19 protein-coding genes are annotated in these 21956 nt (G+C 59.0%); 8 read left to right on the forward strand and 11 right to left on the reverse strand.

Features of this window, described 5'->3' with window-relative positions; all coding sequences use genetic code 11:
• Positions 1 to 126 precede the first annotated feature (126 nt).
• The 3 genes from AC2FI9_RS03495 to yaaA all read left to right on the forward strand — a co-directional run bounded on the left by AC2FI9_RS03495 (position 127) and on the right by yaaA (position 3349).
• The gene (locus tag AC2FI9_RS03495) at positions 127 to 417 is read left to right on the forward strand and encodes a YggT family protein (protein WP_108860000.1); all 291 of its coding nucleotides are present in this window, start codon (positions 127 to 129) and stop codon (positions 415 to 417) included.
• Positions 418 to 503: 86 nt separating this feature from the next.
• The gene (gene recQ / locus AC2FI9_RS03500) at positions 504 to 2543 is read left to right on the forward strand and encodes a DNA helicase RecQ (RefSeq protein ID WP_496765649.1); all 2040 of its coding nucleotides are present in this window, start codon (positions 504 to 506) and stop codon (positions 2541 to 2543) included.
• A gap of 35 nt (positions 2544 to 2578) precedes the next feature.
• Entirely contained in the window at positions 2579 to 3349 is a 771-nt protein-coding gene (gene yaaA, locus AC2FI9_RS03505; protein ID WP_496765650.1) for a peroxide stress protein YaaA, read from the forward strand.
• On the opposite strand, the gene AC2FI9_RS03510 is transcribed toward yaaA, so the two are convergent.
• On the reverse strand, positions 3340 to 3801 hold the full coding sequence (locus AC2FI9_RS03510) for a VOC family protein (protein WP_496765652.1): 462 nt from the start codon (positions 3799 to 3801) through the stop codon (positions 3340 to 3342). The genes yaaA and AC2FI9_RS03510 overlap by 10 nt on opposite strands.
• Before the next feature lie 24 nt (positions 3802 to 3825).
• Entirely contained in the window at positions 3826 to 6027 is a 2202-nt protein-coding gene (locus tag AC2FI9_RS03515) for a response regulator (RefSeq protein ID WP_496765654.1), read from the reverse strand.
• 115 nt (positions 6028 to 6142) lie between these two features.
• On the opposite strand from AC2FI9_RS03515, the gene AC2FI9_RS03520 reads away from it, so the two are divergent.
• Positions 6143 to 6988, forward strand: coding sequence for a 2-keto-4-pentenoate hydratase (locus AC2FI9_RS03520; RefSeq protein WP_496765655.1), 846 nt, complete (start codon positions 6143 to 6145; stop codon positions 6986 to 6988).
• A 4-nt stretch (positions 6989 to 6992) separates the two neighbouring features.
• Here AC2FI9_RS03520 and AC2FI9_RS03525 read toward each other — a convergent pair whose 3' ends face one another.
• Genes AC2FI9_RS03525 through AC2FI9_RS03540 form a run of 4 tightly spaced genes read right to left on the reverse strand, consistent with a single transcriptional unit; the run spans position 6993 to position 13667 of the window.
• The gene (locus tag AC2FI9_RS03525) at positions 6993 to 9032 is read right to left on the reverse strand and encodes a hypothetical protein (RefSeq protein ID WP_496765656.1); all 2040 of its coding nucleotides are present in this window, start codon (positions 9030 to 9032) and stop codon (positions 6993 to 6995) included.
• Positions 9029 to 11791, reverse strand: a complete 2763-nt coding sequence (locus AC2FI9_RS03530; protein ID WP_496765657.1) for a DUF4159 domain-containing protein — start codon at positions 11789 to 11791, stop codon at positions 9029 to 9031. The genes AC2FI9_RS03525 and AC2FI9_RS03530 overlap by 4 nt, the downstream gene beginning before the upstream one ends.
• Entirely contained in the window at positions 11788 to 12663 is an 876-nt protein-coding gene (locus AC2FI9_RS03535) for a DUF58 domain-containing protein (protein ID WP_496765659.1), read from the reverse strand. Before AC2FI9_RS03535 ends, AC2FI9_RS03530 begins: the two co-directional genes overlap by 4 nt.
• Complete coding sequence (locus AC2FI9_RS03540; protein ID WP_496765660.1) at positions 12660 to 13667, reverse strand: AAA family ATPase; 1008 nt, start codon at positions 13665 to 13667, stop codon at positions 12660 to 12662. Before AC2FI9_RS03540 ends, AC2FI9_RS03535 begins: the two co-directional genes overlap by 4 nt.
• 64 nt (positions 13668 to 13731) lie before the next feature.
• On the opposite strand from AC2FI9_RS03540, the gene AC2FI9_RS03545 reads away from it, so the two are divergent.
• Positions 13732 to 14310 carry a DUF1285 domain-containing protein gene (locus AC2FI9_RS03545; protein WP_496765661.1) on the forward strand — a complete coding sequence of 193 codons (579 nt, stop codon included), beginning with the start codon at positions 13732 to 13734 and terminating at the stop codon, positions 14308 to 14310.
• Here the strand turns inward: AC2FI9_RS03545 and AC2FI9_RS03550 are convergent.
• Positions 14307 to 15245 carry a DMT family transporter gene (locus tag AC2FI9_RS03550; RefSeq protein WP_496765662.1) on the reverse strand — a complete coding sequence of 313 codons (939 nt, stop codon included), beginning with the start codon at positions 15243 to 15245 and terminating at the stop codon, positions 14307 to 14309. The genes AC2FI9_RS03545 and AC2FI9_RS03550 overlap by 4 nt on opposite strands.
• A 181-nt stretch (positions 15246 to 15426) precedes the next feature.
• Here AC2FI9_RS03550 and AC2FI9_RS03555 point away from each other — a divergent pair, with 181 nt between their 5' ends.
• Together AC2FI9_RS03555 and AC2FI9_RS03560 are read left to right on the forward strand one after the other, a co-directional pair.
• Complete coding sequence (locus AC2FI9_RS03555; protein WP_496726452.1) at positions 15427 to 16176, forward strand: hydroxypyruvate isomerase family protein; 750 nt, start codon at positions 15427 to 15429, stop codon at positions 16174 to 16176.
• Positions 16177 to 16255: 79 nt separating this feature from the next.
• Positions 16256 to 16486 carry a DUF2798 domain-containing protein gene (locus tag AC2FI9_RS03560; RefSeq protein ID WP_082637211.1) on the forward strand — a complete coding sequence of 77 codons (231 nt, stop codon included), beginning with the start codon at positions 16256 to 16258 and terminating at the stop codon, positions 16484 to 16486.
• A gap of 58 nt (positions 16487 to 16544) precedes the next feature.
• On the opposite strand, the gene polA is transcribed toward AC2FI9_RS03560, so the two are convergent.
• From polA to AC2FI9_RS03575, 3 genes are all read right to left on the reverse strand, one after another.
• Positions 16545 to 19343 (reverse strand): DNA polymerase I, encoded by a 2799-nt coding sequence (polA, locus tag AC2FI9_RS03565; RefSeq protein WP_496765664.1) that lies wholly within the window; start codon positions 19341 to 19343, stop codon positions 16545 to 16547.
• 124 nt (positions 19344 to 19467) lie between these two features.
• Positions 19468 to 20130, reverse strand: a complete 663-nt coding sequence (locus AC2FI9_RS03570; protein ID WP_496765666.1) for a YrbL family protein — start codon at positions 20128 to 20130, stop codon at positions 19468 to 19470.
• Between the two features lie 13 nt (positions 20131 to 20143).
• Positions 20144 to 20320, reverse strand: coding sequence for a zinc-finger domain-containing protein (locus AC2FI9_RS03575; RefSeq protein WP_496765668.1), 177 nt, complete (start codon positions 20318 to 20320; stop codon positions 20144 to 20146).
• A gap of 87 nt (positions 20321 to 20407) precedes the next feature.
• Here AC2FI9_RS03575 and AC2FI9_RS03580 point away from each other — a divergent pair, with 87 nt between their 5' ends.
• Positions 20408 to 21400 (forward strand): ABC transporter ATP-binding protein, encoded by a 993-nt coding sequence (locus AC2FI9_RS03580; protein ID WP_496766091.1) that lies wholly within the window; start codon positions 20408 to 20410, stop codon positions 21398 to 21400.
• Here AC2FI9_RS03580 and AC2FI9_RS03585 read toward each other — a convergent pair.
• Positions 21397 to 21861: a DUF1203 domain-containing protein gene (locus AC2FI9_RS03585; protein ID WP_496765670.1), complete on the reverse strand. Its 465-nt coding sequence runs from the start codon at positions 21859 to 21861 to the stop codon at positions 21397 to 21399. The two genes, AC2FI9_RS03580 and AC2FI9_RS03585, sit on opposite strands and share 4 nt — an antisense overlap.
• Positions 21862 to 21956: the final 95 nt, after the last annotated feature.

Below are 21956 nucleotides of genomic sequence, written 5' to 3' on the forward strand. Positions count from 1 at the left end.
CCCTGTTTATCGTTGTTTTCATAAGACGGGTCTTTGGCCTATTTCGCAAGGGTTCTGTTAGCGCACACTTGCTCTTTGCCGCGCTAGCTACTACCTCTCGCGAAACGTGACTTGGAGAATACGAATATGATGGCAATTTTCGGCCCGATCGACTTGGTATTGAGCATCGCCTATTGGTTCGTCTTGATTCAGGTCATAATGAGCTGGCTGATCAACTTTCAGGTTCTGAACCTTCACCAGCAATTCGTTGCCCAGATTTGGTACGGGTTGAATCGGATTCTGGAGCCGATTTATCGCCCTATTCGCAAAGTGCTGCCCGATCTTGGCGGCATCGATCTGACGCCACTGGTCGTGTTGATCATCATCATTTCACTGCGAAGCTACGTCCTGCCGGAACTCTTTCTGGCCCTGAGCTGAGTCTGATCCCTCTTGTTCACCGAATCTTAGTATGTGATTGTCCTGTCTTAAGAGCAGATAAACCTTAAAACAGGGCAACCCCGCACATGTTCGACGCCGCACCGATGCTGCGAGATGTCTTTGGATTCGACGACTTCCGTCCCGGGCAGGAAGAGATCGTCGATGCCGTGACCGCAGGTGAAAACGTGCTGGCGATCATGCCGACGGGCGGCGGTAAATCCCTGTGTTTCCAACTGCCTGCGTTGATGCGGGATGGCGTGACGGTGGTGATTTCCCCGCTGATCGCCCTGATGCGCGATCAGGTTCGCGGGCTGCAAGAGGCCGGCGTTGAAGCAGGTGCTTTGACCTCAGGCAACACGCCCGAAGAAACAGATGCCGTGTGGGAAGCGCTGGAGGCCGGGCGGCTCAAGCTGCTTTACATGGCCCCCGAACGTCTGGCGGCAGGGTCGGCGCTGGGGATGCTGCGCCGGATCAACGTCAGTCTGATTGCCGTGGATGAAGCCCATTGCGTCAGCCAGTGGGGCCATGATTTTCGGCCAGACTATCTGCGGATCGGAGAACTGCGCCGCACACTGGGCGTCCCCCTCGCCGCCTTCACCGCCACCGCAGATGCCGAAACGCAGGACGAGATCGTCGAGAAACTGTTCGACGGCACGCCCCCCAACAAGTTTCTACGCGGGTTCGACCGGCCCAATATCCACCTTGCCTTTGGGGCCAAGGATGGCCCCCGCAAACAGATCCTCGACTTTGCCAGTGCCCGAAAAGGGCAATCTGGCATCGTCTATTGCGGCACACGCAACAAAACCGAAGTGCTCGCGCAAGCCTTACGCGCGGAAGGTCACTCTGCCTGCCACTATCATGGCGGAATGGAGGCCGAGGATCGCCGTATCGTCGAAACCCGCTTTGCCCGCGAAGACGGGTTGATCGTGGTTGCCACCGTGGCTTTTGGCATGGGCATCGACAAACCCGACATTCGATGGGTCGCCCATGCGGACCTGCCTAAATCCATCGAGGCCTATTATCAGGAAATCGGTCGTGCGGGCCGTGACGGTGGCCCTGCCGAAACTCTGACCCTGTTTGGCCCCGACGATATCCGCCTGCGCCGCTCGCAAATCGACGAAGGGTTGGCCCCGCCAGAACGTCGCATGGCCGACCATGCACGCCTGAATTCTCTATTGGGTCTGGCCGAAGCATTGGTATGCCGCCGTCAGACTCTGTTGGGCTACTTCGGTGAACAGGCCGAACCTTGCGGCAAGTGCGATCTGTGTGACGCCCCGCCCGAAGTGTTCGATGGGACCACGCCCGTCCGCATGGCCTTGTCTGCAATCCTGCGCACCGAGGAATGGTTCGGCGCCGGCCACCTGATCGACATCCTGCTGGGCAATGAAACCGACAAGATCCGCGCGCGACGTCATGACCAACTGTCGACCTATGGGATCGGCAAAGAGTGGTCGCGCCCGCAATGGCAGGCCATCTTCCGACAGATGATGGGGCATGATCTGGTCCGCCCGGACCCCGAACGCCACGGCGCACTGCAAATGACCGAGGCTGCCAAGCCCATCCTGAAGGGTGAGGCCCGGATCAACCTGCGCAAGGACACATTGCGCAAGGCCGGACGCCGCCCGGCGGTCAAAATGATGGTGTCCGAGGAAGACGCGCCGCTGCTATCGGCCCTGAAGGCCAAACGGCGCGCTTTGGCCGAATCCGCACGGGTACCGGCCTATGTCATCTTCCCTGACCGCACGCTAATCGAAATGGCTGAGAAACGCCCCCTGTCTCTGGACGATATGGCCCGAATTGGCGGGGTCGGCGCAAAAAAGCTGGAACGTTATGGTGACACGTTTCTTGAAGTCGTCGCCGGTGAGGTTGAAGCCGTTCATCCCGCGCGCCGCAAATTGGCTGGCCGGGATCAGGGCGATATCTATGACCAGTTGCTTGAAGTGCAGTCGCAGCTGTCACGCGGTCCGGAGGGGATCGACAAGCCGCTAACCTGCTCGGCCTCGCAACTGGCCAAGGTCGCACAATTGCGGTCAGATGACCCGCGCGCAATGGAACATGTTCTGGGCGACCGCCGTCACGAAAGGTTTGGAGCCGCCTTTCTGGACGTGCTGCGACAGACGGACTAGATACGGCCCAGTACAGGCAAGGAAAGAGAGCGGATATGCTGGTAGTTATTTCCCCGGCCAAGCGGCTGGACTGGGCGGAACGGGATGTCGAAGTCACGCAGCCAGACTTTCAGGACGATGCCATCCGTCTGTCAAAAACCGCCCGAAATCTGACGTTGGGTGATCTGAAAAAGCTGATGGACCTAAGCGATGATCTCGCGCGCCTGAACCGCGACCGGTATCGCGCATTCTCAGACGCGCCCGAGGCGGATGTGACACGCCCCGCCGCGCTGGCCTTTGCGGGCGACACCTATCAGGGGCTCGAAGCTGCGTCGCTGGATGCCGAGGAGATGGCCTGGGCGCAGGATCATCTTCGCATTCTGTCCGGTCTTTACGGTGTGCTGCGCCCGCTGGATTCCATTCAGGCTTATCGGCTTGAGATGGGCAGCAAGCTAAAAACCCGCCGCGGAAAGAACCTGTATGAATATTGGCGCGATCAACTGAGCAAAGCGCTTAATGCGCAAGGTGCTGAGGTTGGATCGGACGTTCTGGTCAACTGCGCCAGCCAGGAATATTTCGGCGCAGTAGACCTTAAAGCACTGAAGCTTCGCGTTATCACCCCTGTTTTCATGGAAGACAAAGCAGGCACGCCTAAGATCGTGAGCTTTTTTGCCAAAAAAGCGCGCGGTGCGATGGCACGGTATGTCATTCAGCACAGGCTGGACGACCCCAAAGGACTGCTGGACTTTGACTCAGGTGGCTATAAATACCGCCCCGATTTGTCAGAAGAAAACAAACCCGTCTTTGTGCGGCCCTATCAGGCTTGATCTAACATCGACGGGTCATAGGCGACCAGTTCGACCGTATTGCCTTCGGGGTCTTCGGTGAAAATACCGCGCCAACCGATCCATCCGAACTGTTCGACCCGGTAGGGCTGGCCAAGGTGGTCATACCATCGCATCACAGCGTCTTGTTCGTCGAATGGCAGCGACAAAGCGATGTGATGCAGGGATGACGTGCCACCCGTCACCGGTTTTTGCGACCCGGTCGGGTGCAACCCTGGTCGCGGGGCAGCAGTGTGGTGAAACAGGGCCAGAACCTGCGTGTGGCCACCATATCCGGGCGCGATTTGGAAAAAGGTGATCGCGCTGTTGTGGTCACCGCTGAGACGCTCTAACCCGATCACGTTTTCATAAAACGCGACCATGGCGGCCATATCCGCGCAGCGGATGGCAATTTCACCCAGCGCGCGGGGCTTAAATCCACGATCTTCAGACATGAGTTCAATCTAGTCAGCCCAGATTTACTCTGCAATAACCGGGCAACAATCATCCGGCCTATGGGTCAGAACCATCTGGTGAATCGTTTGCTTTTGCAGCGGTTTGGTCAGGTAGTGATCCAGCCCGGCAGATAAGATTCCCTGATCGTCACCAGCCATCGCATGAGCCGTAAGGGCGACAATAGGAACATGACGGCCAGTCTCAATCTCACGGCGCCGGATTTCGGCTGTGGCCTGTTTGCCGTCCATTTTAGGCATCGAGATATCCATAAAGATAAGGTCTGGGTCAAACTCCTGATACGCCTGCACCGCTTCGATCCCGTTGCCGGCAAAGCGCAGGTCGATGTTCAGATCTTTGACCATCTTCTTAAGGATCAGTTGATTGGTCCGGTTATCTTCGGCCGCCAGAACACGCATGATACGCTGCGTTCCTTCACATGCGGGTTGGTTAGGTGCCTGATTGATCGGTGCGGTCTCCGAAAGCGACTCAACGCCCTGTGGGTGGCCAAGCGCTTTCAGGCGCGCGTATAGCTCAGCCCTGGGGATCGGCTTTTGTAGAACGCCTTCGATCAGGTGGCGCGCGGGGTGGGCGTGAATGACACCGGGATTGGCCGACATCACGACAATCGGCAGAGCGCCCCACCCCCTGTCTTTCAGCAGGACAGCCAGCTCAAGCCCGTCCATGTCGGGCAGGTCATGATCGCACAGCAGAAGGTCCACACTGTCGTTCAGCGCCGTCAGCGCCTCTCGCCCCGACGTGCAAACGGTGACCTGAACCCCCAGCCGCCCTAGCTGTTTGGACAGGATCGCGCAGTTGGCGGCCAAATCCTCGACGATCATCACATGGCGCAGGCGCCCGTCAAGATCGGGCGGGGCAGGTTGCGGGCCTTCAGCGGTCGGCAGTGAGACACGAAAGCCAAAGCAGGACCCCTGCCCCGGCTCGCTGTCCACCCAGATAGAACCGCCCATCAATGTGATCAGTCGTTTGGTAATGGCAAGGCCCAGACCGGTTCCTTCAAAGGCCCGGTTTCGCTCGTCTTCGACCTGATTGAATTCACCAAAAATGTGCCCGATCTTGTCTTCGTCGATGCCGATACCGGTATCTTCGATCGCGACATGCACATCGCAGGATTGGGCATCCGGGTTCGGCACGCCGGTGACACGGATCAGGACATGGCCCTCGGACGTAAACTTGACCGCATTGCCGACAAGATTGGTCAAAACCTGCCGGACCCGCCCCGGATCGCCGACAAACAATGTGGGCAGGAACAGATCGTAATCCACCAATAGCGTCAGACCTTTATCGCGCACGCTGGGTTGCAGCAGCATCGCGACTTCAAGAATGCAGCGTTCAAAGTCGAACTGTTCCGGGTGCAGGGTCAGCTTGTCCGCCTCGATCTTGGAATAGTCCAGGACGTCGTTGATAATCACCAGAAGCGCCTCGCCCGAGTTGCGGATGGTGTTCAAATACAACCGCTGTTCTTCATCCAAAGGTGTTTCGGTCAGCAATTCAGTCATGCCCACGATGCCGTTCATCGGGGTTCGGATTTCATGGCTCATATTGGCCAGAAAGGCCGATTTGGCGCGGTTTGCCGCCTCGGCCCGTTCACGAGCAGAGGTCAATTCGGCCTCATGGCGCACGGATGCCGAGATGTTCAGGGCCAGACTCACCACATCGCCACCATGACCGCGCTGGTCGATCAGCTTGATATAATGACCGTTCCACAGCCGGATAACTTCGGGCTGTGGATGCGGCATGGCCCATCTCTGCAGCATTCTATCGCGCCAGCCGGGCGTCGACTCGGACCCAAGATCAATCAGCCCTTCGGTCGTCAGAATCTCAAGAATCCTAGGATAGGTCAAACCCGGCGCAACCTCCTCCAGCCCGTCAAAGACGCTTAAGTAAGCCGCGTTTGCCCCGATCAGGCGACTTTCCTCGTCGAAGAACGCGAATCCATCCTGAATAGTTTGGATAGAATGCCACAATCGGCGCTCGGCCACCTCGATCTTGGCGTTGGCGACCGTCAGATCGGATTTGACCTTTTCATTCTCACCCCGGACCGTTTCAACCTCGGCCTGGGTTTCGCCGATCCGCTTGGTCAATGCCATCGCATGCAGGCCCAGTTTGCGATTCGCCGCCGACAGCTCTGCCTGTTTCATTTCCAACAACCGCTCGGCCGCCAGACGTGCGCGCCGTTCCTGTGACAGTTTTCCTGCAAGACTCATCTTTGGTGTTTCCGGAACAATCTGCGTCCAGCATCCGGGCAGAGAGTGAAGAACTGTTTAAGCCGTTGCCCAATGATCGAACCTCGTGCCACTCTTGCCAAAACGGAGGTGTGATATGCAGGGTTTCTTCGGCGCTTTGTTGGCCTGTGGCGTGTTTGCCCATCCTGTGGCGGCAGGCTGCGCAACGGATGATCAGATCGATCGGTTCATCGCGGATTACCTCTCAGCTGCACCCACACCTGCCCTTTCATCTGATGGCACAATGAATGACGCGCTGTGCACGCAAGCGCTCATAGTGTCCGCATTAGAGCCACATTTAGGGCCGGTCATCGGCTACAAGGCCGGTTTGACCAGCGCACCGGCACAAGAAAGATTTGGCGCATCCGAACCGGTTCAGGGCGTATTGTTCCGCGACATGATGCTGGATGACGGCGCGACCGTTCCATCAGACTGGGGTGCGCGACCGGTATTTGAGGCCGATCTGGTGCTAGTTGTTGGCACAGCGGATATCAATCAGGCCACGTCGCCAGAGGAGGTGCTGCAAGGCATCTCAGCCATTCGCCCGTTTATCGAGCTACCGGACCTGACCTTTGCCGAGGGTGAACCGATCACCCCGGTCACGCTGACAGCAATTGGCGTTGCTCCGAAGCTGGGTGTTTGGGGAGCAGAAATCCCTGTGTCCGATCCGGCAGCTATGGTGCAGGCCTTGGCTGATATGACCGTCACCCTCCGCGCCGCAGATGACGAGATTTTGGCGCAGGCACCGGGCACAGCGGTACTGGGGCATCCGGCCAATGCCGCCCTTTGGCTGATGTCCAAAGGGATTGAATTTCAACCGGGGGACCTGATTTCCGTCGGATCATTCGGGCCGTTATTCCCGCCCGCAAAGGGTAAAGGCGGGGCGTCTGTGTCTTACGACGGCTTGCCCGGCAATCCCACGGTAAGCGTGGTGTTTGACTGACCTGTCACCGTCCCTCGCGCAGCCAGCCCGCCAGAAGGAACCCGCCCGCCAGCAGCAATACAAGCCAAGGTGGCAATAGCCCGGCCTGCGTCACGTCACGTGTTTCATAGGCGTTGCGCGGGGTCAGACCGATCCATCCGCGCCCTGATGCGGGACGCCCGGCACGTACGTTGCGGATCGACGGCAAACCCTCCTCCAAACGCACCGTACCGCCGCGCAATTCTGCCGTCACAGGTTCCAGAACCTCGGCCGTTGCGATCGTGCGTTCGAATTCCTTGGGTGCCGCGGGGCCAAGCCCGATGACGGTGGATTGCTCCCCTTCCTGAAGGCGATAGAGGCCGATTTCCGGCCCGAAATACTGTGCTTCGAACCGCCCCGGCGAGACCTCATCCAAGGTAATTTCGACCGTTTCGCCGTTCGGGCGGGTTACGGTTACCGGCCCGACCTCATCCCCCAGCGTTTGACGGATGATGCGCATCACCTGACCATTGGCCTCTGCCCAAAGCGCTTCTTCCTCGAGCTCGGGCTCTTTCATCATCCAATGCGCCAATCGGCGCAGCAATTCCAGCTGCGGTCCGCCACCTTCGAATCCCCGGCTCCACAACCAGGCATGGTCCGAGGCCAGCAGCGCCACGCGCCCTTCGCCAACACGGTTGAGCACCAACAGGGGCCGGTCATCCACGCCCGTCATTAACACCTCACCCGTGCGGTGATTGACGTCGATCTGGCGCAGCCAAGCACCCCAGTTATCCGAGTCGCCAAGGTCCGTCGTGACCGGATGGCGATGCCCCAGGTCGGTGACCATCGGTACATAGCGTTCCTCGATCACCCGCGCAGTGGGTTGCGCAGGCAGGATCGGTGCCAAGGGTGAGCGGAAGATACTGTCGGCGCTGGCGAAATCCGGTCCGGCGGCAACAAGAACGGCACCACCCTCGTTGATATAGTTGGTGACATTGTCCAGATAGATCGCAGGCAGGATGCCGCGCCGCTTGTAGCGGTCAAAGATGATCAGGTCGAAATCGTTGATCTTTTCCAGAAACAGCTCGCGCGTCGGGAAGGCGATCAGTGACAATTCATCCACCGGCACCCCGTCCTGCTTTTCAGGGGGGCGCAGAATGGTGAAATGCACCAGATCCACAGAACTGTCAGATTTTAGCAGGTTGCGCCATGTCCGCCCGCCCGGATGCGGCTCGCCGGACACCAGCAACACGCGCAGCCGGTCACGGACCCCGTTCATCTGGATCAGCGCCGTGTTGTTGCGATCGGTCAGCTCGCCCTCAGCCTCTGGCACGGTGAACTGAATCACGTTGCGCCCGCCATGGGGCAGCGTGATCGGCAGCTCAACATCAACACCAATGGGGATCGTGAATTGCTCGGCTTCGGCCCCGTCGACCGAAATTTCGAGCGGCGCGGTCGAGGCCCCAGTGGGTGCTGCACCGCTATCCTCAACCCTTAGGGTCAAGATAACGGGTTCATCAATAATGGCAAAGGCAGGCGCATTGCGGACGATCAGACGGCGATCCCAATCCGTTGCACGCCCTGTCTGCAAAAGGTGCATGGGCGCGGGCAGGTCGGGGGCCTGATCGGCATCATGCACGATGCCGTCCGACACCACCAAAATGCCCGCGATCCGCGCGCGTGGTTCTTCGGCCAACGCTTCGTTCAGGGCCGCCATGACCTGGGTGCCTTCGTCCCCGTCTCCGTCGCCTACGCGAATGCGGCGCAGTTCCGTATTGTCACGGGATTCAATCTCGGCCGCCAATTCCTTTGTGGCCTGTGCAGTCTGATCCGCCCGGTCCGAAAGGGTCTGACTGGCGCTTTCATCCTCGATCATCAGAACGATATCGGTCAGCGACGCGCGATCTTCGATCTGATAGACCGGACCTGACAGCGCAGCGATCACAACCAGCGCCGCCAAACCGCGCAAAGCCCAGCCAGACAGACCGCGCCACAGGGCCAGAACAACCCCAGCGACAGCAATCGCCACCACGATGGCGAGAATGGGCCAAGGGATCAGCGGGTCGAAGATGACGGTTCCAGTCATTGTCCCAACCTGTCCAGCAAGGCAGGCACGTGCACCTGATCTGATTTGTAGTTCCCGGTCAGCACATGCATCACCAGATTGACACCAAAGCGGTTTGCAAGCTCACGCTGCCGCTCACCCGCATACCCGCGGCCAACCGGCAGTAGTGCCTGACCGTTGCGATCAATGGCCCAGGCCGCACCCCAGTCATTGCCGCCGATCACCACTGGCGTCACGTTATCATTGAGGTTGCGGAACGGCATGCCTTCGATCTGTTCGGCATCCATGGGTGCCGCCTCGACCCAAACTTCGGTGCCCGCGTAGCGACCCGGGAAATCCTGCAAAAGGTAGAAGGCACGGGTCAGGACATGGTCACGCGGAACAGGCTCTAACGAAGGGATATTCAGCGGGGCCGCGATCTGTTGCAGCTTGCGCCCATTCGGGCTGGCCGCCCCAAAGCGTGCCACATCCGCATCACGCGTGTCGAATAGGATCATTCCACCCGAACGCAGGTAAGCGTTGAGCTTGGCATAAGCCTCAGCCGACGGTTGCGGCTGGTCGGGTGAGATCGGCCAATAAAGCAGCGGGAAAAACGCCAACTCGTCCCGTTCCAGATCCACGCCAATGGGTTTAGCAGGTTCTACCGAGGTTCGAAAAAACAACGTCTGAGCCAATCCGCGCATTCCTGCAGCCGCAATATCGTCAACCTGCTGATCACCCGTCAGAACATGCGCCAGAACCAATTCCTGTGTGGCGCTCAACGCGAAATCTGTACTTTCGGGCGTTTGCGCCTGTACTTCGGGCACCAGCAAAATCGCCCCCAGTGCGACAGCCGCTGCTCTGGCCAAACCAAGGCGACCGGACAACGCCAACGAGGCGATGACGTCAATCGTCAGTAACAACAATGCAAGGCTCAGCAGGATGCCCCCAATGGGTGTTTCGGTGCTGACCTCCTGGCCCTTGATCGGAACATCCGACGGCCAGACCGCTGGGCTGAGAACCGTTTCATCGGACAGAACGTTGCGTGCCAATTTCTGTTTGCCGCTTTCGTAAAGGCCGGGTCGCAGATCGGGACCGATCTGACCGGCCACAAGCTCAACACCATCGACGCCCGGTAGATTTCCGGCATCAGACAGAACACCAAAGCCATCCATAACCTGAATCGGTTCCCACGTGGTGCCTTGCAACTGTGACTCCTGCCGCGATTTCGCCGCTGATGACACCGCCAGCCGGTCCAACATTTCAACAAAAAGCCCAGACAAGGGAAGGCTGGACCATTCTGCATCTGCCGTCACATGGAACAGTACCACCTGCCCCAATCCCAACGCTTTGCGCGTCACCAAGGGCGTGCCATCCGAAAGTGAGGCAATGACCCGATCCGCCAAATTAGGGTCTGGTTGCGCCATGACCTGCGTGGTCACTGTGACATCTTCCGGTACCTTCAATCCATAAAAGGGCGAGTTTTCCGGGAAAGGTGCCAGCCCTTTGGCTTCGCCCCAACTCATCGCGCCACCGACCGAGCGTCCGCCGCTGCGCAGGCGCACCGGCAACAGGGTGTCCTCGGCATCCCGGCCAAGATCGCTGGCCGCCATCCGCGGACCAGCAAAGCGCAGCAGCAAACCGCCCTGTTCCACCCATTCGACCAGCGCCGCCTGTTCGGACCCGGCCGGTTTCGCCACATCGGCCAGCACGATCACATCTGGATTGGCGGGCAGGACTTCCAGCAATCCGCCATCGACGAAGTCCGCCGTAGGGGTCAGAACTTGCGTCAGGTAATGCAACGGCGACAACAGCTCTAACCCTTCGCGGTTCAGAGATCCGGCAATCAGGGCGACTTCGCGTCGCCGCAAGCTGTCATCGGTCAGCGTGACGGCCCCTGCCGAACGTTCACCCTGAATCTCGAACCGGGTGATGCGCGCGCGCAGTTCGGAAGGCAGCGACAGTTCTACCTGCGCCTGTGTCTCGCCGCTGGCAAACTCCATCTCGGCCGATTGCAGAACACGCATTGCACCGGCGGGGTCACGCCCCTGAGCCAGTATCGTGACGCGATCTGCCGGACCGGGTTCCGCCCGTTGCGCGGACAATTGAATGACCCCGTCCTGGTATGTAGCAGGCAGAATCGCAACCGCAGGCGACGGGGCCTGATAGACTGTCACATCACCGCGCGCGCGCAGGGCAGACAGGATCGCCTCGTGCCCCTCGTAGGTTAAGCGATCGCTGAACCAATGGGTGTCAAACCCTCCGTCCACCTGATCCATGGCAGCCAGCGCCATATCGACTTGCGCCGGGGTCGGTTGCCACGGTGTCGGGGTCAGCCCGGGTAAACGGCCGCGCCATGCTTCGGCGGCTTGAAAAACGGGGGTTTCAGGTTCGGTCAGGCGCAGGATGGCCACGGTGCGCCCCGCGCGCCCGGCCTCGGCCAGCTGCACATCGATCTGATCCAGCGTCGTTGACCAGCGGGTCGCCCCGGCCCAGCTGGCATCCAGAACCAGCAGCAACGGACCTGAACCTGCCTGATCGCGCGAGGGGTTCAGGACCGGTCCGGCCAATCCAATGATAATCGCCGCCGCCGCCAGCATGCGCAGCAACAACAGCCACCATGGGGTGCGGTCAGAAACGCTTTCGTCATCCCTCAACCCCAGCAGCAGCGTCACCGCCGGGAACAACCGACGGATCGGCGCGGGTGGCACGGCACGCAGGATTAGCCACAGGATCGGCAGGGTCAAAAGACCCATCAACACCCACGGTGCGGTAAAGCCAATTCCCGCCAAAACCGTCATCCCGTTCCCCCATCCAGCGCACGATAGAGCCACAACAGAGCTGCTTGCGCACTGTCACCGGTGTGATGCAGCCCCAGCTGCCAGCCCGTTGCGCGGCACAAATGGGTCAGCGCATCCTTGCGTTTCGCAAGTCGTTCCAGATACCGCTCGCGCAGTTCTCCGGCCTTTAGGGTTTCGTGTCGGACAGACCCGCCGACGCTTTCAAAGATCGTGCGCCCCCGGTACGGAAAGGTCTCTTCTCCGGGATCGAGAACCTGCAGGACCAAACCCCGCACCCCCCGGTCGGCGGCTTTGGTCAGGGCCAGTTCGACCTCGTCCAGCGGACCAAGGAAATCGGAAATGAAAACGGCGCGGGCATGCGGAATCATGGCGCGGTGTTCGGGTGGCGCATAGTCGCTCTCAGCATCCTCGGACCACGCTTCTGCCAGTCGGATGATCTGAGCATTACCGCGTCGCGGCGGCAGGGTCGTACCAGTCAAACCGACACGCTCACCCCCGCGCACCAGCAGGATCGCGGTTGCCAACCCCAGCAGACGAGCGCGGTCGGCCTTGGTAGGCAGGTTCTTGTGAGACGCAAACCGCATCGACGCGCCCTGATCGACCCACAGCATTACCGATTGCGCAATCTGCCACTCGCGTTCACGCACAAATTGCTGATCGCCCCTGGCAGAGCGCCGATGGTCGATCATCCGGCGGCTGTCGCCGATCTGAGCAGGGCGATATTGCCAGAAATCGTCACCAAGCCCCGCGCGGCGTCGACCGTGATCGCCCAGCAGAACCGTACCGGCCAGCTGCTCGGCCCGCGCCAAGAGCGGCGGCAGCCGGGACGCCTCGGCCTCAGATCTTTCGCGAAGGGTCAGCGCGGCATTCACGCCGCAGCCTCGGTGCGCACCAGACCGGCGGCGGTGGACTCAATCAAGTCTGCGAGGCTGTCACCGCGCGCCCGCGCCGCAAAGTTCAAGGCCATCCGGTGGCTAAGCACCGGGCGGGCCACGTCCAGCACGTCCTCGGCATTCGGCGCCAATCGCCCTTGCAGCATCGCCCGTGCACGCACCGTCATCATCAGCGCTTGTGCTGCACGGGGGCCGGGGCCCCAAGCCACGGTTTCAGCGACACGTTCAGAAACACCTGCCTCTTCAGGGCGGAAGGCGCGGACAAGATCGAGGATCAGTTCCACAACCGAGTCCCCGACCGGCATCCGGCGCAACAGGGTCTGAGCGGCCAACAGCTCTTCCTTGCTGAAAATCTCGTGCGCTTCGTCCTCTTCCACGCCAGTCGTGGCCAAAAGAATGTCGCGCTCGGTCTGTCGATCCGGATAGTCCACGTCAATCCGCACCAAAAAGCGGTCCAGCTGCGCCTCGGGCAGTGGATAGGTGCCCTCTTGTTCGATCGGGTTTTGCGTCGCCAGTACGTGGAACGGTTCACCCAGATCGCGGTCTTCCCCGGCCACAGTCACGGTACGTTCCTGCATCGCTTGTAACAGCGCCGATTGCGTTCGAGGGCTGGCGCGGTTGATTTCGTCCGCCATCAGCAACTGACAGAAGATCGGACCGGAAATAAAGCGAAAGTGGCGGCTGCCATCCTCGGCGGTGTCCAGAACCTCGGACCCCAGAATATCAGCTGGCATCAGATCGGGTGTGAACTGGATGCGGTTGCCATGCAGACCCATCACGGTCGACAGCGTTTCAACCAGCCGCGTCTTGCCAAGCCCAGGCAGGCCGATCAGCAAGGCGTGACCACCACACAGCAGCGCGGTCAGCGTCAGGTCCACGACCCTTTCCTGTCCGATAAAGCGACGGGTGATCGAGGCCTTGGCCTCTTGCAGTTTGATTTCCAGCGCTTCGATCTCGGACACGAGGTCGGCAGGTTCGGTCATGACTTTCCCTTCCGTGGACTATTATGGTTGAAGTGTATCGCGCGAAAAGGAAATGGCAAAAGCAATGAGCGGACAAAAACCTGTGACCCCCTCTCCGGACGGGCTGGCGGCCTCGGTCAAAGCGGCCAAAACCAGGGGTTTACCCCCTGTTCACCTGTGGAATCCTCCGTTTTGCGGCGATCTGGACATCCAGATCGCAAAAGATGGCTCTTGGACTTATTTAGGGTCGCCGATCAACAGGTTCGAGCTTGTGAAGCTTTTTTCCTCAATTCTTAAGAAAGAAGACGGGAAATACTACCTCGTGACTCCGGTGGAAAAGGTGGGAATCACTGTCGAGGATGCGCCCTTTGTGGCCGTGGATTTTGGCGCGACAGGCGACGGTCAGGCGCAAACACTGACATTTACGACCCGTGTTGGTGATACCGCGATAGCTGGCCCGGACCACCCGATCCGGATTGTCATCGATCCCGAAACAGACGAGCCGTCACCATATGTATTGGTTCGCGCAAATCTTGAGGCGCGCATAGATCGCAAAAGCTTTTATCGTCTTGTGGACATCGCAACGCACAAAGATGGCTGGTTTGGCGTCTGGTCCAGTGGGCAGTTTTTCCCGCTTATCCGGTCGGACAGCCTGACCGACTAGGCCGGTTTTGCGACCCTACGATCCTGTGCCAGAACAACAGCCATTGCCACGACCCCTGCACCCAGCGCTCGGGTCCAGTTCCACTCTTCGCCCAGCACCAGCATGATCAGCATCACGTAGAAGGGGGCGACATTGATGTGAAAGGACGTAAGCGCGACGCCCAGTTTGCCAATCGATGCGACAAACAGGATCTGGCTGAGCGCCATGGAAATCAGCGAATAGATCGCCAGCATCCCAATTTGACGCGTGTCGATAGAAATGGACGGCACGATATCCATGCCCAGATGATGTGCGCCGGCCATCAGGATGGTTGCCATGAAGAACCCGCCAACAAATGTGACCGCTGCGCGCCCGGTCTGGCTTAATTCGGGGAAATCTCGCGAGGTTGCCTGGCTACCCCAGCAAAACAGGGCTGTCGCTGCAACGGCACAGGCCGCGCCCAAACCCAACTGTGCCGGGGCTACCGCGCTGGTGGCGATCAATCCACCCACTACCGAGATCAGAACCCCAACAGCAAAATTCCACTTGAGTCGCCGAGTACCAGACGCAAGTTCCAGCAATGTCGCAATCAATGGCGCGCATGAGGCAATGATGGCCGTTGTGACCGGGTCCGTCAGTTTTTGCGCCACGATCAGCAGAAACATCCCCAGACCGATGCCAAACCCGCCGACAACAAACGCATGTCCCCAACGGGCGCGCAGAACCCGTTCCGGGCCATCTATCATGACCCAAATCGGGAGTAGAAACGCAACAGCCATGGCCATGCGCGCAACCAACAGCGCAACTGGCGGCCATGTCTGCAACAGCACCTCGGCCGCCGGAAACCCAGCCGCCCACGTCAGCATGGATGCCACTGCCAAGCCGTTGCCGGACAAGGCCGAATTTTGCCCGGCAGACGCAGAAAGGGCGTTCCCGCGCGCGGGGTTTGGGCTCATCGCCATAATGTTCGAACCTTTTGTTGGCACGGCGTTCTGAAATGATTCGCCGCGTTGCCCCGACCCTCGCTGATTCAGTCAGGCCGATCTGGTCGAATTTCGACAAACTGTCGTTTTCGGTCTCTTTCGTTAAAAACGCCTCGCGGATAAGATCAGCGCACCAGCTATCAAAAGGCTTCCGATGCCAAAATTCGCGGCCAATATCTCCCTGCTCTTTGCCGAGCTTCCCTACCTGGACCGGTTTCAGGCCGCCGCAGAGGCCGGGTTCATGGCGGTTGAAATTCTGTTTCCCTACGACCTGGCCGCCAAAGAGACACACCGCGCGTTGCTGGCCAACGGTTTGGATCTGGTGCTGATCAATGCGCCTCCACCCAATTACACCGGCGGCGATCCCGGTTATGCCGCTGTTCCCGGTGGTGAAGGCCGGTTCCAGTCGGATATCCGCCGCGTTTTGCGCTATGCTCAGGTTCTGCGCCCGGGGCTGATCCACATCATGTCAGGTTATTCCTCGGGACCGGACGCGTTTGAATGCATGGTGCACAACCTGCAATGGACGGCCGACCTTGCACCGCACCAACAATTTACGATTGAACCGCTCAACCCCGTGTCTCAGCCCGATTACTTCCTCAACGATTACAACCTGGCTGCTGACATCCTGGACCGTGTGGATCGCCCGAATGTCGGCCTGCAATACGACAGCTTTCACGCCCATATGATCCATGGAGATGCGCTGGCTGTTTGGGAACAGTTTCATCCAAGGGTCGTACATGCCCAGGTCGGAGCCGCCCCGGACCGCTCTGAACCGGGACGCGGTCCGACGGATTTCGCTCAGCTTTTTAACGCTATGACGGCGTCGGGATATTCCGGTTGGGTTAGCGCCGAATACACACCGTCAACATCCAGAACCGTGCACTCATTGGGCTGGATGTGACGCCAGATTCCCTATTCCGTCTGGCAATCAGGGGGAAAATATCTAAAACCGGGGCATCGCGACCTTAAGGATGCCCGAAATGATCCCTGCCCGCTTGGCCCACGCTGTATTCGGACTGATCATGTCCGGCCTCATGTCCTGTATCGTCACTGGCATCGCCACGGTCAAAGCTGTCGGTTTCGGACCGTCCACATTTGGTGACTGGATGGGTTCCTGGGCTTTTTGCTGGCCCATCGCCTTCGCCGTCATCCTAACCCTTGGACCAACAGTAAAACGTATGGTCGAGGGGTGGGTCAGACCGCAGGACTGACCCGCTGCAAAGAGGGCCCGCCGGGCCTGATGAGCAGCGCCGCCCGCTTGATGAATTTCTAGTGCGCCTCAGCCCAGTTGGCGCCTTGCCCGGCATCCACGCTCAGCTTCACATCCAGCTTCACAGCTGGATCAGATGCGCCTTCCATCACGTCGCGTGCGACATCGATCAAAGAGTCCACCGCATCCTCGGCGACTTCGAACAGCAATTCGTCATGCACCTGCAGCAGCATCTTGGCGGGCAGACCATTGATCGCATCTGGCATCCGCACCATCGCGCGCCGGATTACATCCGCCGCCGTTCCCTGAATCGGTGCATTGATCGCCGCCCGGCGCGAGAACCCCGCATGCGGCCCCTTGGCATTAATCTCGGGTGTATGAATTTTACGTCCGAACAAAGTCTGCACATAGCCATGCTCTTTGGCAAAGGCGACAGTGTCGTCCATATACTTGCGAATACCCGGGAAGCGTTCGAAATAACGGTCGATGAACCCCTGTGCCTCGGCCCGCGGAATGCGCAGATTGCGCGCCAGCCCAAAGCCTGAGATGCCGTAGATTACACCAAAGTTGATCGCCTTGGCCTGACGGCGGATATCCGGCGTCATCTCGTCCAGCGGCACATCGAACATCTCGGACGCGGTCATGGCGTGAATGTCCAGCCCGTCGGAAAACGCCTGTTTCAGAGCCGAAATATCGGCGATATGCGCCAGAATGCGCAGCTCGATCTGGCTGTAGTCGAGGCTGACCAGCACATTGCCTGGTTCGGCTATGAACGCCTCGCGAATGCGCCGACCCTCCTCGGTACGCACCGGAATGTTCTGCAGGTTCGGATCGGTCGAGGCCAGACGCCCCGTATTCGCCCCCGTGATGGAATAAGACGTATGCACCCGGCCCGTATCTGGATTGATATGGGTCTGCAGCGCATCGGTGTAGGTCGATTTCAGCTTGGACAGTTGCCGCCAGTCCAGTACTCGGCGTGGCAATTCATGCTCGGTCGCGAGGTCTTCGAGAATGTCAGCCCCGGTCGAGTATTTTCCGGTTTTCCCCTTCTTGCCGCCTTCCAGCCCCATCTTGTCGAACAGAATCTCACCAAGCTGGGCAGGAGAGCCAACATTGAAATTCTCGCCCGCCAATTCGTGGATATCAGCCTCTAACCCTGCCATTTTCTGGGCAAATGCGTTGGACATCCGGCTCAGAACATCGCGGTCGACCTTGATGCCGTGCATCTCCATCTCGGCCAGAACCGGCACCAGCGGACGTTCGAGCGTTTCATATACCGTTGTCACCTGCACCTGATGCAGTTGCGGTTTGAACAGCTTCCACAGGCGCAGAGTGATATCGGCATCTTCGGACGCATAGGCGGTCGCCTCATCAATCGGAACCTTGTCGAATGTGATCGCCGATTTACCCGAACCCAGCAGCGGTTTGATCGGGATCGGCGTGTGGTTCAAATAGCGTTCGGACAAGGTATCCATACCATGCCCATGCTCACCGCCATGCATCGCGTAGGACATCAGCATCGTGTCATCGATCGGCGCAACATTCACGCCATAGCGGGCGAAAATCTTGGCGTCGTATTTCATGTTCTGCCCGATCTTCAGGATCGACGGGTCTTCGAACATAGGTTTGAGCAGATTCAGGGCCTCATTGACGGGCATTTGCCCTTCGGCCAGCGCGTCTGAGCCGAACAGATCATCGGTGGCGCTTTCCCGGTGGATCAATGGGATATAACACGCCTCGCCCGGCTCAACCGACAGGGAGATGCCGACAAGATCAGCTATCATTTCATTTAGGCCGGTGGTTTCCGTATCCACGGCGATCCAGCCGCGCTCATACGCCTGATCTATCCATTTCTGCAGCGCACCCGCATCCCGCACACATTCGTATTTCGATGCATCAAAGGGGATGGCTTCGGCTTCGACTACCTCAGCAGCCGGCGCAGGCGCATCGGCAATCGCTGGCGCTTCGGCACCTAACTTGTCCGCGATCCGCTTGGTGAGCGTGCGAAACTCCATATCTGCCAGAAAACCCAGCAAGGTGTCAGGTTCGGGATCTTTCACCTCAAGATCGTCCAGCGTGAAATCCAGCGGTGTGTTCTCGTCCAGTTGCACCAGTTTCTTCGACAGCTCGATCTGGTCGCGCTTTTCGATCAGGGTCTGGCGGCGCTTGGGCTGCTTAATTTCTTCGGCCCGGTCCAGCAACGTTTCCAGATCACCATATTCGTTGATCAGCAGGGCGGCCGTCTTGACCCCAATGCCTGGAGCCCCGGGAACGTTATCGACGCTGTCGCCCGCCAGTGCCTGTACATCAACCACGCGTTCAGGGCCGACACCGAATTTCTCAATCACGCCATCGCGGTCGATGCGCTTGTTCTTCATCGCATCCAGCATTTCGACACCGCCGCCAACCAGCTGCATCAGGTCCTTATCCGAGCTTACGATGGTCACACGCCCGCCCGCTTCACGCGCCTGCACAGCAAGGGTCGCGATGATGTCGTCGGCCTCGTACCCCTCCAACTCTTTACAAGCGATGTTGAAAGCTTTCGTCGCTTCGCGTGTCAGGGGCATCTGCGGGCGCAGGTCCTCGGGCATCGCTTCGCGGTTGGCCTTGTAGAGGTCATACATATCGTTGCGGAACGTGTGCGAGCCTTTGTCGAAGATCACCGCCACATGGGTCGGTGCGTCCGGGCCAGCGTTCCCTTCAACATATTTCTGCAACATGTTGCAAAAGCCAGAAACTGCGCCAATCGGCAGTCCGTCCGATTTTCGTGTAAGCGGCGGCAGCGCGTGGTAGGCCCTGAAAATAAAGGCCGATCCGTCAATCAGATGCAGGTGACACCCTTTTCCGAAATTGCTCATGCGCGCGCTCCGTTCTGGTTGGAAACGGTTCTGCCACAGGCCCGCGCGGGTGGCCAGCAAAGAAGGTGGTCAATCCACACAAGAGGCCGGAAAACTGCGCCGGAACGTCAACGCAGGCCGTCAATCACGCGACACGGAATTCCTGCCCGGTTCTGTCCCAGATCAGTCCCACACGCTCGGCGATGCCGTTCATCTGCTTGTGCAGCGACCGGTCGTTCAATCTGCGGCTCAATGTACGCAATGGAATTAGATTGCGCTCTCCGTAACCATCGATCAGCAGAAACATCCGGGTTTGATTGCGCAGCCCGTAGACAATGTTGGTCTCGTGAATATCGCGGGCAACAATTTGAAGCTTAAACAGTTTTTGGGCAAAGCTGTTCAATTCACTCAGAATATCAGCGCTCAGCGTTCCATCTTCGCACAGCTTCGCAAGGGGACGTGCGAGCTGTCCGTCATCGGATTCGATCCGTTCCACAATTATCGCCGGGCCAATGTCGGTTTGCGCTATGCCAAAACATCGCGCCAAGGGCAGGTGCTCGATGTCGGTGCCGCTTTTCAACGCCGCCTTCATCTCACCCTCGATTTCCTTCAGCGCATTGCGAAAAACAGAATCGGGCAGAAGCCGCCGGATCAGCCGTTTTGAAAAAGATCGGTTGGGCCGTTTGCGCGGGCGCGTCACCTTTATCAATAAGTTCGATTGCCCTGGACAGGCATACACGTCTCGATGTCCGCCACTGGCAATCGGGTCCTGATCGGACACCCGCAAAAGCTGCACTGCAAAAAGCATCCGGCCCCCGAATTTATTGCGCGTCGTGCTCCGACAGTACGTATTTACAATCGCAATACGGGCACTCGACCCAGCCCGAATCTTCGGGGATCTGCAACCAAACGCGCGGATGGCCCAATGCGCCTTCGCCGCCGTCACAGGCAACACGTGCGGTTTCGACGATCTTGGTTTCCGGTGCATCAAGTGTCACGGCTGGCGATCCTTCATTGGTTGTCGGCCTCGCGGGCATGCATTAGGTGCGTTTATGAGCGATGAGCAAACCGGGGGCAAGGGTCTCATGACCGATGCGGCAATCAGGATCGATGGACTGCGCAAGACCTATCGGGGTGGCAAGAGCCAGCCCGAGAAACAGGCACTGAAGGGCATTGACCTGAGCATTCCACGGGGGTCGGTGTTTGGCCTGCTGGGTCCGAACGGGGCCGGTAAATCGACCCTGATCAACATTCTGGCCGGTCTGGTGGTGAAATCTGCGGGTACAGTGTCGATTTGGGGGTACGATCAGGACCGCAACCCGCGCCAGTCCCGCGCCGCGATTGGCGTGATGCCCCAAGAGCTGAACCTTGACCCGTTTTTCACCCCCCGCGGCGCGTTGGAGGTGCAGGCCGGTTTGTACGGCGTACCCAAGGCCCAACGCCGCAGCGATGAGATACTTGAACTGGTCGGTCTCAGCGACAAGGCCGAAGCCTATGCCCGCACGCTGTCGGGTGGCATGCGGCGGCGGTTGCTGCTGGCCAAGGCGCTGGTGCATCACCCCAAGATCCTGGTGCTGGATGAACCGACGGCAGGTGTGGATATCGAACTGCGCCAGATGCTCTGGACAAATGTGCGCAAGCTGAACGAACAGGGCATGACCATCATCCTGACCACCCATTACCTGGAAGAAGCGCAGGAAATGTGTGACGAGATTGCCATCATCAACCACGGTGAGAAAATCGCGCAGGACAGCACCGCCAACCTGCTGGGCCGAATGGACAGCCGTACCATGGTCATCGTGCCCGACAGCCCGGTCATCGATCTACCCGCAACCGAAGGGGTCGAGGCCGCCTTGCGCGACGATGGTAACCTTGTTCTGCAATATCGCAGCGCCCAAACCAACGCCGAGCAAGTTCTGGAATCCGTCCGCGCAGCCAATATCCGCATTCGCGATGTCCGCACTGAAGAGGCTGATCTAGAGGATGTGTTCCTCGCCTTGACGTCCAGCCGCACAGGGGACACCCCGGCGGTTGATCCGGATCAGCCGCACCGGGGGATGCATAGGGTCAAGCTTTAGTCTCGGTCGATTCGGGCCTGATAGCAGTTGTTTCGCGCAGATCGGACGTGGATATAGGCCACATCTGGTCGGGCAAAGATATCTCTGACTTTTGCACCGATCTGATCCGTGGGCGTGATCGCCCCGGTGCCATAGGCGATGCGGTCATCTGTGCCATAGCCCTTAATTAGGTAATCGGGCGACGAGGTCAGGATCTCGGGCAGGTCTTGCCCCTCGTATCGCTCACAGGGTGCAGCACACAGAAAGATTGGCCCGGTTTCCGCATATGGATGTGTCTCTAAAAATGGCCTGTGGGCCAAGATCAGCATTTCTTCGCCCTCGGGAATGTTCTGCAAACAATGGCGACACGGGTTACCGGCACCCGTTGAAACGGTCCGTTCTGGCGTTGCGCCATAGGAATCCGGGTGACCGGCCTGAAGGGCGCGTACGTCGTCGGTGGGCAATGCGGTGATTTTGAACATTTCAGGTCTCCTTTTTCCCGACATTGCCCATCGGACCAAACCCAATCGACCCGTTTCCTGCGCAAAGGACTCGAAAAAGAACAAAACGTGAATAT

It is taken from the genome of Ruegeria sp. CDSA246, from assembly GCF_059611225.1.

Excerpts from the sequence above, each read along its gene's own strand:
- AC2FI9_RS03550 (WP_496765662.1), bottom strand. The coding sequence starts at position 15,245 with ATGAGCCCAAACCCCGCGCGCGGGAACGCCCTTTCTGCGTCTGCCGGG.
- AC2FI9_RS03525 (WP_496765656.1), bottom strand. The coding sequence starts at position 9,032 with ATGACTGGAACCGTCATCTTCGACCCGCTGATCCCTTGGCCCATTCTC.
- AC2FI9_RS03570 (WP_496765666.1), bottom strand. The coding sequence starts at position 20,130 with ATGCTTTTTGCAGTGCAGCTTTTGCGGGTGTCCGATCAGGACCCGATT.
- AC2FI9_RS03520 (WP_496765655.1), top strand. The coding sequence starts at position 6,143 with ATGCAGGGTTTCTTCGGCGCTTTGTTGGCCTGTGGCGTGTTTGCCCAT.
- AC2FI9_RS03510 (WP_496765652.1), bottom strand. The coding sequence starts at position 3,801 with ATGTCTGAAGATCGTGGATTTAAGCCCCGCGCGCTGGGTGAAATTGCC.
- AC2FI9_RS03545 (WP_496765661.1), top strand. The coding sequence starts at position 13,732 with ATGAGCGGACAAAAACCTGTGACCCCCTCTCCGGACGGGCTGGCGGCC.
- AC2FI9_RS03560 (WP_082637211.1), top strand. The coding sequence starts at position 16,256 with ATGATCCCTGCCCGCTTGGCCCACGCTGTATTCGGACTGATCATGTCC.
- AC2FI9_RS03540 (WP_496765660.1), bottom strand. The coding sequence starts at position 13,667 with ATGACCGAACCTGCCGACCTCGTGTCCGAGATCGAAGCGCTGGAAATC.
- AC2FI9_RS03530 (WP_496765657.1), bottom strand. The coding sequence starts at position 11,791 with ATGACGGTTTTGGCGGGAATTGGCTTTACCGCACCGTGGGTGTTGATG.
- AC2FI9_RS03515 (WP_496765654.1), bottom strand. The coding sequence starts at position 6,027 with ATGAGTCTTGCAGGAAAACTGTCACAGGAACGGCGCGCACGTCTGGCG.
- AC2FI9_RS03580 (WP_496766091.1), top strand. The coding sequence starts at position 20,408 with ATGACCGATGCGGCAATCAGGATCGATGGACTGCGCAAGACCTATCGG.
- AC2FI9_RS03585 (WP_496765670.1), bottom strand. The coding sequence starts at position 21,861 with ATGTTCAAAATCACCGCATTGCCCACCGACGACGTACGCGCCCTTCAG.
- polA (WP_496765664.1), bottom strand. The coding sequence starts at position 19,343 with ATGAGCAATTTCGGAAAAGGGTGTCACCTGCATCTGATTGACGGATCG.
- recQ (WP_496765649.1), top strand. The coding sequence starts at position 504 with ATGTTCGACGCCGCACCGATGCTGCGAGATGTCTTTGGATTCGACGAC.
- AC2FI9_RS03555 (WP_496726452.1), top strand. The coding sequence starts at position 15,427 with ATGCCAAAATTCGCGGCCAATATCTCCCTGCTCTTTGCCGAGCTTCCC.
- yaaA (WP_496765650.1), top strand. The coding sequence starts at position 2,579 with ATGCTGGTAGTTATTTCCCCGGCCAAGCGGCTGGACTGGGCGGAACGG.
- AC2FI9_RS03495 (WP_108860000.1), top strand. The coding sequence starts at position 127 with ATGATGGCAATTTTCGGCCCGATCGACTTGGTATTGAGCATCGCCTAT.